We start from the raw sequence: 15036 nt of genomic DNA on the forward strand, positions 1-15036 counted from the left end.
CTGGGATGTGTTGCGGTCACCGACCAAGCTCTCCAAGCGATCTCGATCAGCGGCGGGAACCTCAATGCGTTCGATCTTGCCCATCAGAGCAGGATCGCACGTCGGATCGGATTTCGGAATCACTCGTCAGTGACAGAACACTAGGGCGGACAAAGAGGAGGAGGCGGCGGAGTTTCTGCGCTCGCTGTTATCCCTCGCGCAGGAGGAGCCCGGTACGACCACCTGGTACGCGGTTCGCTTCGACCACAACACCTTTGCGATCTTCGATGCTTTTCCTGACGAGGACGCTCGGAACGCTCATCTGGCTGGTCAGGTTGCCGTGAGCTTGATCCAACAGGCTCCCGATCTGTTCGTCGACCCTCCCGAGATCCAGCGCCTAGAGATCCTGGCCTATAAGCCTCATCAGGCGCCGTAATCTTCCCACTTGATACCGCCGCTCAGTCGCCGCGATCCCGAGTGGTTAGCCGGTTGGCTCGGAGATGGCCGTGATGTCGTGGGCTTAGGCCATATTCAGGTCTATAATCGGATGGAGTGAACAAAGGCTGCGCGCACTCATTGACAGCCACAGCTTTTCTCCCGGGGAGTTCAATGCCGCGCTTCTTCTTCGACACTTATGATGGGGATAAACTCATTCCCGATGATGTGGGTTTGGAACTGGAAAGCCTGGAGGTTGCCAAAGCCGAGGCGCAGAAATGCCTGCCCGAGATGGCGAAGGATGCTCTTCCTGACGACAATCACCGAACCTTCGTGGTCAACGTGAGGGACGAAGCGGGGAAGGTCATACTGCGGATGGCTCTCTCTCTTGTCATTGAAGAGGGCGCGGTCGACGATCAACCTGTCGAGTAGGTCTTCCCTTGGTATGGCAGATGATGTCGGACTGCATTGACGCTCCCACTTCTTAGAAGACTCGGCAGAAGAGGGAGCAAATCGGTGGGTCTTAAAACCTCGTAAGCCTAGGCCCTGTCGCCGCTCACGCCCGCCCGAGCGGGCCGTCGATGATCACATGACGGCAGAGGCGGGAGCATTGCTCGATTCGGCCCTCCACCTTGTAGATGTTTTGAAGCAGGGTAGAGGTGATCACCGTGTCCACCGGACCGCAGGTCACCATGGTGCCGGCATCGATCACCATCACCCGGTCCGCTACGCGCAGAACCTGGTTGAGGTCGTGAATGGCGAGGACGACGCAGATTTCGCGGTCCTTCGCGAGCGAACGGATCAGGGCCAGCACCTCCACCTGCCGGTGCAGATCGAGGGCGCTTGTCGGCTCGTCGAGAAGCAGGATCTTCGGGGTGCGCACCAGCACCTGGGCGAGCGAGACCAGCTGACGCTGCCCGCCGCTGAGTTCGTGCAGGCCCTTGAAGGAAATAGGCTCGATCTGCAGGCTGTAGAGGACGCGGTCGACCTCCTCGAGATCCTCGTCGGTGACCTTACGGGCGGCGCCCTGCTTGCGGGCGAGCAGGATCGACTCGTAAACGGTCAGCACCGTGTTCACGGAGGTGTCCTGCGGCATGTAGCAGACATGACTCTGGCCTGCCTGATGCGCCGCATCGTCGATGCGGATGACGCCGGGACCGTCGAGCAGGCCGGCGATGCGTCGGAACAGACTCGACTTGCCGGCGGCGTTGGGCCCGATCACCGCCGTCACCTCGCCGCCTTTCAGCAACGGCGTGGTGACGCCGGAGAGGACCTCCTGCTTGCCGTAGCGAACGCCGACATCGGTCAGTTGCAGGGTCGCTACCATGAGCGCCTCCGGCTGGACATGATCAGACTGAAGAGGAACGGCACGCCCACGAGCGCCGTGATGATGCCGATGGGAAAGATCGTTCCGGGCACGATGGATTTGCTGACGACCGAGGTGAGCGACAGGATCGCAGCACCCGACAGAACGGAGGCCGGCAGAAAATAGCGCTGATCCTCGCCCACCAGCATGCGCGCGATATGCGGGCCCACGAGGCCGATGAAGCCGACGGTGCCGACGAAAGCGACGGGCACGGCGGCCAGCAGGCTGATGATCATCATCGTCTCGAGGCGCAGCCAGCGTACGTTGACGCCGAAGCTCGCCGCCTTGTCCTCGCCGAGGCGAAGAGCCGTGAGCGCCCAGGCGCGACGCATGAAGAGGGGGAGCGAGACCGCGACAACGATCGTGGTGATGGCAAGCTTCGGCCACGTGGCGCGCGTCAGGCTGCCCATGGTCCAGAACACCACGGCGGACAGCGCCTGTTCGGAGGCGAGATACTGCACCAGCGCGAGCAGCGCGTTGAAGGTGAAGACGAGAGTGATGCCGAGGAGCACGATGGTCTCGACGGTGACACCGCGCTTCTGGCTCATGAAATGGATGAAGAGCGCCGTCGCCATGGCCATCAAAAGCGCGTTGAGCGACACCACGTAATCGATGGCCCAGGGCAGAATGCCGATGCCGAAGACGAGCGCAATCGAGGCGCCGAAGCTCGCCGCTGCCGAGATGCCGAGCGTGAAGGGGCTGGCGAGCGGGTTGTTGAGGATCGTCTGCATCTGCGCGCCCGCCGCCGAGAGCGCTGCGCCCACAACGACCGCCATGAGTGCGACCGGCATGCGGATGTCCCAGATCACCACGCTGATCTGCAGCGAGACATCGGGCGAACCCATCAGCGCTAGCACGACTTCGCGCATGGTGTAGCGGGCCGGTCCCAAGCCGAGATCTGCGATCACGGAGAGGACCAGAACAAGGCTCAGTGCAAGAAGCACGAGCTTCTTGCGCTGCACGAGGACGCGGTAGGCCCCGCGTCCCTTAAGTACGCCGATGGCGGGCGAGTGAGCCAAGGGGCTATTCCTTGTCGGTGAGCGACACCCAGTATCCGGTCTTGTAGGGAACCGGCAGGAAGCGATCGTAGAGTGCCTTCATGGTCTGCTCAGGGTCGATATCCTTGAACAGGTCCGGGTGCAGCCACTTGGCCATCGCCTGGATGGCGATGAACTGGTAGGGACTGTTGTAGAACTGGTGCCAGACGGCGTGGACCTGCTTGTTTTGCACGGCCTTCACGCCCGTATAGGCGGGACGCTTCATCAGCGCGGCGAGCTTGTCGCGCGCCTTCGCCTTGTCCGCGCCGGAGCCGACGCCGACCCAGGCGCCGCCGGGAACGTAGAGCTCCCAGTTCGAGCCCGTGACGATCACCTGATCCGGATTGGCCGCGATGATCTGCTCCGGGTTCACGACACCGAAGGTGCCGGGGATGATCTTGGCCGCGAGGTTCTGCCCGCCCGCGACTTCCACGAACTTGCCGAAGTTCTCGTTGCCGAAGGACATGCAGCAGTCGTCGGAATAGCCGGCCGCGCGCTCCACCATCACCACCGGCTTCGTCGGGTTGGCCTTGGCGAGGCGGTCGGTCACGAGGTCGATCTGCTGTTTGCGAAACGCGATGAACTCCTCAGCGCGCGCCTCCTTGCCGAACAGCTTGCCGATGAGACGCATGCTCGCATCGGTGTTCTCGAACGGCTTCTCGCGGAAGTCGACGAAGACGACCGGAATGTCGATCTTGGCGAGCTTCTCGATGAGCTTGGCGTCGTCGGTCGCCGTCTTCGCCTCGATGTTGAGGAGGATCACGTCGGGCTTGAGGGAGACGGCCTGCTCCACATCGAAGGTGCCTTCCTTGAAGCCACCGAAGGTCGGGATCTTGTCGATCTGCGGATACTTGGCGAGATAATCCTTGTAGCCGTCGAGATCCGCCTTCTGCAGATCGTCGCGCCAGCCCACCACGCGCTTGAACGGCTGGTCCGTGTCGAGGGTCGCAACGAAGTACATCTGGCGTCCTTCGCCGAGGATTACCTTCTCGACCGGGGCTTTGACCTCGACCTGACGGCCGGTGATGTCGGTCACCTTGATCTTGTCGGCGGCATGGGAGGAAACGGGCAGGAGCCCGACGAGCGCCACGGCGGCACCGAGAGCCAGTTTGGAGAGTTGCATGACGCGCCTCGTATCAAGGGAAAGCGGGCTTTTCCTATGTCCGGGCCAAGTGTCAGGCAAGCAATATCTTTTAGAATTACTTTAATTAAAAAGTGAAAACTCCAGTTTAAAATCATTCTATTCTACAGATTATAGTCATTACAATTTGACGTCCTCCGGATTTATGCCTAGAGGAGCGCCGAAACAACCTGCATTCATGGGCCCTCGATGAACTCGAACTACACTCTTCGGGACGAGATCCGCGACTATTGGTCTTTGCGTGCGCCGACCTTCGACGAACAGGTCGGGCACGAGATCTTCTCGGAGGCGGAGCGGCAGGCGTGGCGCGATCTTGTCCTGCGCCATCTCGGCCCCGGCGAGGGCCGCAGAGCACTCGATCTCGCCAGCGGCACGGGCGTGATCTCGCACCTGCTGCACGGCGTCGGCTTCGACGTTACGGGTCTCGACTGGTCTGAGGCGATGTTGAACCAGGCGCGGACCAAGGCGGCCAAGCGCGGCGCCGACATCCGGTTCGTCATGGGCGATGCGGAACGCACCCTGGAAAAGCCGGAGAGCTACGACGTGCTCGTCACGCGGCATCTGGTGTGGACGCTCGTCGACCCCAAGGCCGCGTTCCGGGAATGGCACTCCCTGCTCAAGCCCGGTGGGCGGCTTCTCATCGTCGACGGGGACTTCGTGTCGGAGACGCTCGTCAAGCGCATGATCCGGTTCGTCGAGAAGCTGGTGCCGGGACTTGCCGGAGCCTCGCATGCGCCCAATGCCATGCGCGAGACCCATGAGCGTATCCTGCGCCGAGTCTACTTCTCCAAAGGCGCGCGGGCGCAGGAGGTGGCGGCGCTGCTGCACGAGGCCGGTTTCGCGCAGACGATCATCGATCGCGATCTCACGCAGATCCATCGGCAGCAGGCAAAGAACCTGCCGCTGCTCAAAGGCCTTGAGCGCGCGACGCAGCATCGCTATGCGGTTCTCGCGGTGAAGGCCCCCACCTGAAAAGCCATGGCTTGTGGAGCTGGATCGTGCTCTCCTGATGCACTCTCTGGAGCGGCATCGGGAGAAGACCCATGGGACACAGCCTGATCAAGCTTGTCGTCGTCTGTGTTGCCCTGACAGGCGGGATGACCTTTGAGGCGCGGCCGCAGCAGCGCCCCGATATCGATGTCGCAACGCCGGAAGGCCTGCCCGCCATCGGCAGATGGATGCTGACGGCTCAGAGCGTGCCTTCCGACTGGCTCGGCGAAATCTACGAGGGCAGGAATCTGCGCGAGCCCATCAATGTCATCATCGTTGATCAGGGAGCCTCAAGCGCCGATGACGCGAAGGCACGGCTGCTGGCTGCCGCTGCTCGTGCCGGCTACCCCATCCGCTTCGGCCATTCGACGGGCTACCAGGGCTTCATCGGCGGACAGCTTTATGCACAACTGCCCCAGGGCAGGGACGATGCCTTCTCCAACGACATCTTCGAGGTTAGCAACAATCACGGCCGCATCTTCGGGCCACATCAATTCGGACGAGGATATCTCTTCGCACGTGCCTTCAGTCGCGAGGAGATCGACCCACTTCGCGATCCTCCGCACAGTTACGGCTCGTTCAACCGGGCACGGGACGATTTCACCCAACGTCTCGACCGCAGCACCGACTTCAAGGTGAGCCGGTTCGTCGATCTCGGCAACGCGTTGATCGGCGATCCCAAGCTCACGACCGGCGATCACGACGGGATCGCCGTTGTCGTGCGGGTTGGGCCGTGAAGCAGAAGTTTGGAGGCGTCCACGCACTTTTCACGTCATCACCGGCCTTGTGCCGGTGATCTCGATTGGAAAAGCGCATCGCTTCACAGGATCGGGATGGCCGGCACGAGGCCGGCCATGAAGTGGTCGTGTGTCACCCCCGGCGCGCGAAGGTTACCCCGCCAGAAAGCCCGCCAGCGCTCTCGGGTCCACATTGCCGCCGCTGATGATGATGCCGACCCGCTTGTCCTTGCAGGGCACGAGGTCGTGCAGGGCGGCCGCGGCCGCGAGGCAGCCGGTGGGCTCGACCACGATCTTCATGCGCTCGACGAAGAAGCGCATGGTGTCCACCAGCTGCGCGTCCGACACGGTGAGGATGTCATCGACGAGGGCGCACATGATGGGAAACGTCTTGTTGCCCACATAGGTCGTCTGCGCGCCGTCGGCGATGGTGGCGGGCACGGGGATCCTGACGATGGAGCCCGTGCGGAATGATTGCTGCGCATCGTTGCCGGCTTCCGGCTCGACGCCGTAAATCAAGCAATCGGGCGAGAGCGCTTTGGAGGAGAGCGCCGAGCCCGCGAGCAATCCGCCGCCGCCGACGCAGACGAGCAGCATGTCGAGCGGGCCGACCTCTTCGATCAGCTCCTTCGTCGCCGTGCCCTGGCCGGCGATCACGTCCTCATGGTCGTAAGGCGGGATGAGGGTCAGGCCGCGCTCCTGCGAAAGCTTGCGCCCGATGGCCTCGCGATCTTCCTTGTAGCGGTCGTAAAACACCACCTCGCCGCCATAGCCCTTGGTGGCAGCGACCTTCATGGCCGGCGCATCCTGCGGCATGATGATGACGGTCGGCACGTCCTGCAGCTGCCCGGCATAGGCGATGGCCTGGGCATGATTGCCGGAGGAGAACGCCACGACGCCGCGCTTTCTCGCGTCCGGAGACAGCCGTGCGATGGCGTTGTAGGCGCCGCGGAACTTGAACGCGCCGCCGCGCTGGAAGTTCTCCGCTTTGAAGAACAGCCTTCCGCCCGTGCGCTCGTCGGCGGTGCGGGATGTCAGAACCGGCGTTCGGTGGGCCACCCCGTTGATGCGCCACGCCGCCGTGACGACGTCGTCGTAAGTCGGCAGGTTCACCGAGGCAGGGGCGACGGCCTCAACGGCTTGCAGGGTTTGCGCGTTCATCGATCTCTCACGCTTTTTGAAGCTTCGGACAAGCCCTTACGCCTCCCGTGCGCAAGGCCCAGCTCTGATTTTTGTCCATAGCAACTTTGTGCAATGCTTGTCACCTTTGGGGCTTTTTTGAGAGCCGGGAGGTCATTCGGGTTAGGTTTGGCCAAAGTCCATCGCCAGCGGAACAGCCCTCTGCTCCGGCCGTTCATGCTTATCAAGGCAAGACAGGAGGCCTCCCATGGACCTATGGCAAATGGTGGTGACGGACCACGCGAATATCGAAGAGCTCTGTCGCGAGGTTCTCCGGGCCACTGGCACCGGGCCCAACAGCCGCGCCGAGCTCTTCGCCGATCTCCAGGACGAACTGGAACGGCACATTGCAGCGCAGCAGAACGTGCTTTATCCGGCTTTGTCAGGCCACGAGCGCACTGCCGGCTACGTGGCCGATCTCGAGAGATCACAGGACGATATCCTGCGTCAGCTCGATGACCTCGCTGCCCGGTCCGACAAGAACAGCCAGGATTGGGCTGCGGACTTCAAGGACCTGACCAACTCCATCCGGCACGCCTTCACGCTCGAAGAAAACGGCGTGATGATCGTCGCCCGGGGCGTCCTCTCCCCGAGCGAACTCAAGAGCCTCCGGCGCACTTACGAGCGCGAGCGGATCGCATCCTACGAGGCGGAGCGCTGGCATATGCCGCAATCCATGATGCCGAGCCGCTACGGCCTTCCCTCCGGCACCGTGTTCGGCGTGCTTGCAGGCGTTGCCGCCGTCGGGGCCGGTGCGCTCCTGTGGACCATGACCCGGTCCGGCCATAGCGGCTCGCGGCAGAACCGGCCGGTCCACGTGGCGCCGCGGCGTCCCGAGCCGCCATTCCCGCTGGAGAGCGGAGTCATCGACCGGAGCCTCGAAGGCTCCCGCCGCGGCACCACGGGACAGACATCATCGGGCGCGCGGACATACCGGGCCGCCGGTGCGACTTCCCCCGGTACGGCGTCCACCGCAGGAACGTCGGCGGGCAGGATGGGCGGCGAGCAGGGAGCTGCCCAGGGCGACGAAGCGCTGCTGCATGGCGCCGGCGGAACCTCTCCGGCAGCGGGCGGAAGCCCTTCGGACGACAACTGGTTCTCCTCGGCCCATCCGCCGCGGGCTCCCTCGGGCCTCTCGACCCCGCTGCAGCCGGGCGGAACGCTTCCCGCAGGCGGTCCCGCTGCCTCCACGGGCTCGGTCGGTACCGGCGGCGCTCAGACGGGCGGCGCGGATTCAGGGGCGCTGAAACGGGACGGGCGGTAACGACCGCCCCTCTTCCCGACGTTTAAGTCCGGTTCCGGTTTCTGGCAAAATACCAGATGGCAAGAGCCGCCACCACGACCAGGACGATCAGCCACCAAGCATTCCCGGCGCCATCTGCGGCGCCGGGCGTGTTCGGGGGAGAGCCTTCCACGGGCGGGCTGGCCTGTGCCAGCGCAGCCGATGCCGAAAGAAGCAGCGTCATCAGGCCGGCGACGATCCTGCGCATCGAGAATCCTCCCATCAGGTCCGCGGCAGGGCATAGGCGATGACGTAGTCGCCCGCCTTGGTGCCGAGCGAGCCGTGGCCGCCCGCCACCACGAGCAGATATTGCCGCCCATCCGCCCCGGTATAGGTCATCGGCGTCGCCTGTCCGCCGGCGGGAAGCCGCGCCTCCCAGAGCTGATTGCCGTTGGACACGTCATAGCCGCGCACGAAGTAGTCGATCGTTCCGGACAGGAACGCGACGCCGCTCGCCGTCATCATCGGCCCGCCGAGATTGGGCACGCCCATCGGGAACGGCATGGGGATCGGCGAGGCGTCGCGCACGGTGCCGTTCTTGTGCTTCCACAGGATCTTGCCAGTGGTGAGATCGGCCGCCGCCACATAGCCCCAGGGCGGAGCCTGACAGGGGACGCCGAGCGCGGAGGTGAAGGCGGAAAGCTTCACCGCAAAGGGGGCGCCGAAATTCTCGTTCAACGCCGGCAGGCTGCTCTCGGGTCGGTTCTCGCCCTGCACGTAGAGGGTCTTGTCGTCCTGGCGCGGCACGAGCTGCGATACGAAGGCGATGTAGGTCGGCGTCGTGAACGCGATCTGCCGCTCCGGATCGACCGCGACGCTGCCCCAGTTGAACACGCCGAAATTGCCCGGATAGACCAACGTGCCTTCAAGCGAAGGTGGCGTGTAGCGGCCCTCGTAGCGCAGCTTCTTGAACGCAATGCGGCAGGCGAGCTGGTCGAACAGCGTCGCCCCCCACATGTCGCGCTCGGTGAGCGGCGGCGGGTCGTAGGACAGGGCGGAGACAGGCTGCGTCGGAGACGTGCGGTCGCCCGGTGCCGCGCCTTGCGGCGCGGGCTTCTCCGTCACCGGCAGGACAGGCTGTCCCGTGCGCCGGTCGAGCACGTAGAGTTCGCCCTGCTTGGTCGGCTGCACGAGAGCCGGCACGGTCTGGCCGCCGATATTCAGGTCGATGAGGCTCGGCTGGGAGGGAACGTCGTAATCCCACAAATCGTGATGCACGGTCTGGAAGACCCAGCGCATTTGCCCGGTCGCGATATCGAGCGCCACGACGGAAGAGGAGAAACGATCCACATTGGCGCTGCGGTTGCCGCCCCATTGATCCGGCGGCTGGTTGCCGAGCGGAATGTAGATGAGACCCAAGGCTTCGTCGACGCTGGAGATCGACCAGGAGTTGGGCGAGTTCGGCACGTAGGTCTCGCCCGGCGCCAGCGGCGTCGTGACATCGGGCCTGCCCGAATCCCAGTTCCACACCAGCGCGCCCGTATTCACGTCGAAGGCGCGGATGACGCCGGATTGCTCACTGGTCGACACGTTGTCGAGCACGGTGCCACCGACGATGATGAGGTTTCTCGCGACGGCGGGCGGCGAGGTGGAGTAATAGGCGCCCGGCTTCACATTGGGCATGTTGGCCCAGAGATTGATCTGCCCCGTGCCGCCGCCGAAGGCCGTGCAGACGGCTCCGTTCTCCGGGTTCAGGGCGATCAGGCGCCCGTCGGCGGTGGGCATGAAGAGCTTGGTCGGGCAATTGTCCGCGGCCGGGCGCTCGCTCGCGGCAACCGGCAGGTCCGGAAGTGGCGAGGCCGTCGTGACAGGCGCAGGAGCCGGAGGTGGTGCGGCCGCGGCAGCACCATTGCCGCGATAATAGGACAGGCCCCGGCAGGTCAGATGCTGCAGGGCGAGCTCGCCGCGGATCTTCGGATCGTAGCGCCAGACCTCTTTTCCGGTCGTGTCGTCCAGCGCGATGATCGACTGATGCGGCGTGCACAGGTACAGCCGGTTGCCGAACTTGAGCGGCGTCACCTGAAATGTGGTCTCCTCCGGATCGCCGGGGCGTCCCCGCACGTCGCCAGTGCGGTAGGTCCAGGCTTCCTGGAGGTTGGCGACGTTCTCGGGCGTGATCTGGTTGAGCGGCGAGTAGCGCTGGCCGAAAGCCGTGCGCCCATAGGCATGCCATTCGCCTGGCGGAACGCCGAGCATATCGTCGGGCACGTCCGCGCGCGGCCCCGGGGCCGCGCCTTCGATCCGCGTGGGATCGCTGAACCACGAGGCCGCCGCCGCCACGAGCGCGATGGCCAAAACTCCTGTCAGCGGCAGTCCTGCACCTCGGAAGGCCGAGACGCGCCGCGCCGTTGCATCACGGTCCGATGTCGAAGCGGCCGGTCGATCATCGAGGCTGCGCGTCACCCAGGGCGTGAGCAGCAACAGGCCGATGAGGAACACCACGTCGCCGCGCGCCGCGAGCGGCCACCAATGGAGACCCACCTCCCACAGGGCCCAGCCGAGCGTGCCGGCGACGACGAGTGCGAAAACCCACAAGGCTGCGGGCTTCCCCGCGAGGAGGAGAATGCCCGTGAGGAGAAAGCCGACGGCCGCAATCGCATAAAACCAGGAGCCGCCGAGCGTGATCAGCCATATGCCGCCGATGGCGAGAGCCACTCCGATCAGAAGCGTGAGAATGGCCGCGATGATGAGAACAGGGCTGCGTCCCGGGCCAGGCATGAATAGACTCCTCCGGACATTCGGCTTCCAACGTCAGGGGAGGGGAAATGTTTCACAGGAATACGACGCCAAGGCAGCCGCAATGCAGCCCTGCTATGCCTCCTTCACATTCGTGCCCCAGCGCCGATGCAGGAACCGTTCCCAGGGCGAGAACAGCAGGCGATCCACCAGAAGCCCAATCACCACGATAACGATCATGATGCCGATCACCTGCTCCATGGCGTTCAACTCGCGTCCGTAATGCAGCAGGTGGCCGAGGCCGAAGCCGGTGAGGATCGTCACATAGATTTCCGCCGCCATCAGGGAACGCCACGCAAAGGCCCAGCCCTGCTTCATGCCGCTGACCAGGAAGGGGAGCGAGGCGGGCAGGATGACCCGGGTCCATTTATGAAAGCCCTCCGATCCCATGGTGCGTGCCGCACGCGCATAAATGGGCGGGATGTTGCGTGCGCCGTGATCGGTGGCGAGAATGACGGACCACACGGTGCCCATGACCACCACGAACAGCATCGCGCCTTCCGTCTGCCCGAACCAGACGAGGGCGAGCGGCACCCAGCACACGCTCGGCAATGTCTGGAAGCCGAGAGCCAGTGCTCCGATGGTGTCTTCGAAAATCTGCGACGTGCTGGTCAGCAGGCCGAGCGGCAGGCCGACGAGGACGCCCGCGGCGTAGCCGACCAGAAGCCGCTTGAGCGTCACCCAGGTGGATTCGAGAAGCGTGCCGTCGAGCAGCGCATTCCAGATGTATTCGCCGACGAAGATGGGCGAGGGAAGAAGAACGATGGACCAGCGGCCGCTGCGCACGGCGAGTTCCCACAGGCCGATCAGCGCGGCGAAAAAGAGAAGTGCGACAGCCGTGCGCTTCATTCAAACACCGCCCCTTTCAGCGTTCCCTTGAGAGCGGCGGCAACCTTCGACGTATAGCCGGCCAGATCGGGACTGTTGATATCGCGCGGACGAGACAGTTTGATCTCGAAGATTTTCGAAATACGTCCCGGCGAGGGCGACATGAGCACGACGCGATCTCCCAGGCACACCGCTTCGCGCACGTTGTGTGTGACGAAGACGATGGTCTTCCGGCTCTCCATCCAGATGCGCTGGATATCGTCGTAGAGCTGATCGCGGGTGAGTGCATCGAGCGCCGCGAACGGCTCGTCCATGAGCAGCACCTGCGGATCGGGCGCGAGCGCGCGGGCCAGCGAAACGCGCTGCTTCATGCCGCCCGAGAGCTCGTGCACATGCGAGCGCTTGAATTTCTCGAGGCCGACGAGATGCAGAAAATGATTGGCGATGTCCTTGCGCTCCGCATGGGTCAGGTCCGGTCGCAGCTTCAGCCCGAACATCACGTTCCCGAAGGCATCGAGCCAGGGAAACAGCGCGGATTCCTGGAACATGACGAGGCGCTGCCGACCAGGTCCTTCCACGAGCTTGCCGTCGGCGAGCACGCGGCCCGAATCCGGCATGGTGAGCCCCGCCATGATGTCGAGAAGAGTGGACTTGCCGCATCCGCTGGGGCCGATCAGGCAGACGAATTCTCCCTCCGTGACGGTGAGGGAAACGTTCTCCAGCGCCTGCACGGTGGCACGCGATGACGTGAAGCGCTTGGAGACGTTCTCCACGAGGAGTTTGGCAGGTCTGGCCGTCATGGAATTCGGCTGGGATACCTCCATCAAGGCGCCTCGATCAGACGGGACAGATCGGGCGTGTCGCGCAGGAAGCCGACCTTCTGAGCACTGGTCACGAAGGATTGAAACGCCTCCCGCGACGTGTCCGGCGTGATCACCATGCGGCTCCAGGCACGAGCAACGAGCTCCGGCGACATGTCGAGGCGGAAGGAGGCCTGCAGCTCCTCGCGGGCCATGCGCTGGGCCTCGTCCGGGTTTTTCTGAATCCAGTCGGTGAGTTCGCGATGGGCTGCCACGAAGCGTTTGGCGAGATCGCGGTTCTTCTCCAGGAAGCCCGCGCTCGACACGAGGATCGTCGTGATGGCGTCCTTCTCCTCCACCAGCACCTTGCCGCCGGCCTCGGATTCCAGCCGCGAGACCCAGGGCTCCACGGTCCAGACCGCATCGAGCTGCTTACTCTGGAACAGGGAGAGCTGATCGGGATTGCTGGTGGGCACCACATGGGCGTCGCCGCCGGTTTGGGTAATGCGCAATCCGCCTGCGACGAGCCAGGCGCGGGCTGCCACATCCTGCGTATTGCCGAATTGCGGGGTGGCAATGCGCTTGCCTTTGAAGTCGGTGGGCTTGGAGAGGGGCGAATCTCCCTGCACGACCAGGGCCGAGCCGCCGTTCACGGCGCCACCGATTACGCGGACCTCGGCGCCGCGGGAGCGGGCATAGGCGTTGAGCGCCGGATTGGGGCCGACATAGGTCAGGTCGAGGGAGTTGGCGAAAATCGCCTCCATGGCGCTCGGACCGGCATTGTAGGTGTACCATTCGATCTTCACCCCAGGCCCGAGCCACTCCCCGAGCCAGTTCCGCCCCTGCCGCTCGAAGGCGCGGGCCACCAAGGCCTGCACATGGGTGATATTGGGAAAATGCCCGACCCGGACCGTCGTGCTCTGCTGAGCAAGCGTCGGGGCATGAGCCGCGACGAGTGACAACGCCGACAAGAGAAGTAGCCGCCATCCGTACCGCATCGGAGGTCCTCCAGTGACATCGATTCAAGGCTAGGGGTTCCCGGCTGAAGGTCAATGGGAAGGCGCCGACGGACGCTGGCGCATGCGGCTTTATTTCCTGTTAGAGGGCGAAATTCCTTGAGCGTGTCCAACCCGACTGAAATCGTTGGCTTTTCAACAAAAAACTTGCTTCCAGCAGGAAATATTAACCGCCCGGTAACCATACTGGGCGCCGAATAAGATGCATCACGTAGCGTAAGAAATCCGCGACAGCCTGATCCGCCTCCACTCTCCGAACATGTTCTGCGGTCCTCCGGGGAACCTGCTGGTGATGCCGTCGCAGGAGCAGCTTTGTAGGGTGAGGAGAACCAAGGATGGCGAAAGTACTTGTCGTGACTTCGGGCAAGGGCGGTGTCGGAAAGACGACATCGACGGCGGCGCTAGGCGCCGCGCTGGCACAGAGTGGCCAGAAGGTGGCCATGATCGATTTCGACGTGGGCCTGCGCAATCTCGATCTGATCATGGGCGCCGAGCGCCGGGTCGTGTTCGACCTGATCAACGTGATCAAGGGCGATGCGAAGCTCGAACAGGCGCTCATCCGCGACAAGCGCATCGAGACCCTGTACCTGCTGCCCGCCTCGCAGACGCGTGATAAGGACAACCTCACCGACAAAGGCGTCGAGCGCGTCATCAACGGCCTGCGTGAAAAGTTCGACTGGATCATCTGCGACAGCCCGGCGGGCATCGAGCGTGGCGCGACGCTCGCCATGCGCCATGCGGATGTTGCCGTTGTCGTGACGAATCCGGAAGTCTCCTCCATCCGCGATTCCGACCGCATCATCGGCCTGCTCGATTCCAAGACGGAGAAGGCGGAAAAGGGCGAGCAGGTGGAAAAGCATCTCCTGCTCACGCGTTACGATCCCGCGCGCGCTCAGCGCGGAGAGATCCTCAAAGTCGAGGATGTACTGGATATCCTCTCGATTCCGCTTCTCGCCATCATCCCGGAAAGCACGGAAGTGCTGCGCTCGTCGAACCTCGGCGCGCCGGTGACGCTCGGCAGCCCGAACTCCGCACCGACCCGGGCTTATCTCGAAGCCGTGCGCAAGCTCCAGGGCGAGACGATCGTCGAAGTTCAGAAGCAGCGCGGTCTGTTCAGCAAACTCTTCTCACGGAGGGCCGCATGAGCCTGTTCAATTTCTTCAAGCGCAACACGTCCGCACCCGTCGCCCGCGAACGGCTTCAGGTTCTGCTCGCCCATGAGCGCACCATCGTCGGGGGCGGCGAGTCCGATCTCGTGGCGATCCTGCGCGAGGAGATCATGGCCGTCATCGCCAAGCACATGGCGGTGCCGCAGGACAACGTGCAGATCAAGATGGACCGCGGCGCCTCCGTGTCGACCCTGGAGGTCGATATCGAGATCCCGACAGCCATCGCAGCTGGCATGCGCCCGGCCGCGTGATCGTGAAAGTCTTCTGGAGCGGCGTGGCATTTCATCGGAACGCCACGCCGCTCCAGCTGCACGTTGGATCGATGTGAATGTTTGCTGTTC

15 protein-coding genes are annotated in these 15036 nt (G+C 63.7%); 6 read left to right on the forward strand and 9 right to left on the reverse strand.

Annotated features, from left to right (window positions below; all coding sequences use genetic code 11):
• Positions 1 to 588: 588 nt before the first annotated feature.
• Positions 589 to 846 carry a DUF6894 family protein gene (locus tag FS320_RS14235; RefSeq protein WP_152712529.1) on the forward strand — a complete coding sequence of 86 codons (258 nt, stop codon included), beginning with the start codon at positions 589 to 591 and terminating at the stop codon, positions 844 to 846.
• 124 nt (positions 847 to 970) lie between these two features.
• Here the strand turns inward: FS320_RS14235 and FS320_RS14240 are convergent, their stop codons facing one another.
• Genes FS320_RS14240 through FS320_RS14250 form a run of 3 tightly spaced genes read right to left on the reverse strand, consistent with a single transcriptional unit; the run spans position 971 to position 3940 of the window.
• Positions 971 to 1741, reverse strand: coding sequence for an ABC transporter ATP-binding protein (locus FS320_RS14240; RefSeq protein WP_152712530.1), 771 nt, complete (start codon positions 1739 to 1741; stop codon positions 971 to 973).
• Positions 1735 to 2799 (reverse strand): FecCD family ABC transporter permease, encoded by a 1065-nt coding sequence (locus tag FS320_RS14245; protein WP_152712531.1) that lies wholly within the window; start codon positions 2797 to 2799, stop codon positions 1735 to 1737. Before FS320_RS14245 ends, FS320_RS14240 begins: the two co-directional genes overlap by 7 nt.
• Positions 2800 to 2803: 4 nt before the next feature.
• Positions 2804 to 3940, reverse strand: a complete 1137-nt coding sequence (locus tag FS320_RS14250; RefSeq protein WP_152712532.1) for an ABC transporter substrate-binding protein — start codon at positions 3938 to 3940, stop codon at positions 2804 to 2806.
• 207 nt (positions 3941 to 4147) lie between these two features.
• On the opposite strand from FS320_RS14250, the gene FS320_RS14255 reads away from it, so the two are divergent.
• The gene (locus FS320_RS14255) at positions 4148 to 4930 is read left to right on the forward strand and encodes a class I SAM-dependent methyltransferase (RefSeq protein WP_152712533.1); all 783 of its coding nucleotides are present in this window, start codon (positions 4148 to 4150) and stop codon (positions 4928 to 4930) included.
• 71 nt (positions 4931 to 5001) lie between these two features.
• Positions 5002 to 5685, forward strand: coding sequence for a hypothetical protein (locus FS320_RS14260; protein WP_152712534.1), 684 nt, complete (start codon positions 5002 to 5004; stop codon positions 5683 to 5685).
• A 153-nt stretch (positions 5686 to 5838) separates the two neighbouring features.
• Here FS320_RS14260 and FS320_RS14265 read toward each other — a convergent pair whose 3' ends face one another.
• Complete coding sequence (locus tag FS320_RS14265; protein WP_192926290.1) at positions 5839 to 6846, reverse strand: threo-3-hydroxy-L-aspartate ammonia-lyase; 1008 nt, start codon at positions 6844 to 6846, stop codon at positions 5839 to 5841.
• A gap of 226 nt (positions 6847 to 7072) precedes the next feature.
• On the opposite strand from FS320_RS14265, the gene FS320_RS14270 reads away from it, so the two are divergent.
• Positions 7073 to 8128: a hemerythrin domain-containing protein gene (locus FS320_RS14270; RefSeq protein ID WP_152712535.1), complete on the forward strand. Its 1056-nt coding sequence runs from the start codon at positions 7073 to 7075 to the stop codon at positions 8126 to 8128.
• Between the two features lie 22 nt (positions 8129 to 8150).
• Here the strand turns inward: FS320_RS14270 and FS320_RS14275 are convergent, their stop codons facing one another.
• From FS320_RS14275 to FS320_RS14295, 5 genes are all read right to left on the reverse strand, one after another.
• A complete protein-coding gene (locus FS320_RS14275; protein WP_152712536.1) occupies positions 8151 to 8354 on the reverse strand; it encodes a hypothetical protein in 204 nt (67 codons plus the stop codon).
• Between the two features lie 14 nt (positions 8355 to 8368).
• A complete protein-coding gene (locus FS320_RS14280; protein WP_152712537.1) occupies positions 8369 to 10864 on the reverse strand; it encodes a glucose/quinate/shikimate family membrane-bound PQQ-dependent dehydrogenase in 2496 nt (831 codons plus the stop codon).
• A 93-nt stretch (positions 10865 to 10957) separates the two neighbouring features.
• Positions 10958 to 11731, reverse strand: a complete 774-nt coding sequence (locus tag FS320_RS14285; RefSeq protein ID WP_152712538.1) for an ABC transporter permease — start codon at positions 11729 to 11731, stop codon at positions 10958 to 10960.
• Positions 11728 to 12534, reverse strand: a complete 807-nt coding sequence (locus FS320_RS14290) for an ABC transporter ATP-binding protein (protein ID WP_152712539.1) — start codon at positions 12532 to 12534, stop codon at positions 11728 to 11730. Before FS320_RS14290 ends, FS320_RS14285 begins: the two co-directional genes overlap by 4 nt.
• Entirely contained in the window at positions 12534 to 13481 is a 948-nt protein-coding gene (locus FS320_RS14295; RefSeq protein WP_244627137.1) for an ABC transporter substrate-binding protein, read from the reverse strand. The genes FS320_RS14290 and FS320_RS14295 overlap by 1 nt, the downstream gene beginning before the upstream one ends.
• Positions 13482 to 13861: 380 nt before the next feature.
• Between FS320_RS14295 and minD the strand changes: the two genes are divergently transcribed.
• Positions 13862 to 14671 carry a septum site-determining protein MinD gene (minD, locus tag FS320_RS14300; protein WP_152712541.1) on the forward strand — a complete coding sequence of 270 codons (810 nt, stop codon included), beginning with the start codon at positions 13862 to 13864 and terminating at the stop codon, positions 14669 to 14671.
• A complete protein-coding gene (gene minE, locus FS320_RS14305) occupies positions 14668 to 14946 on the forward strand; it encodes a cell division topological specificity factor MinE (protein WP_152712542.1) in 279 nt (92 codons plus the stop codon). The genes minD and minE overlap by 4 nt, the downstream gene beginning before the upstream one ends.
• Positions 14947 to 15036 lie beyond the last annotated feature (90 nt).

The organism is Microvirga tunisiensis (assembly GCF_009296175.1).
GTDB classification, from domain to species: domain Bacteria; phylum Pseudomonadota; class Alphaproteobacteria; order Rhizobiales; family Beijerinckiaceae; genus Microvirga; species Microvirga tunisiensis.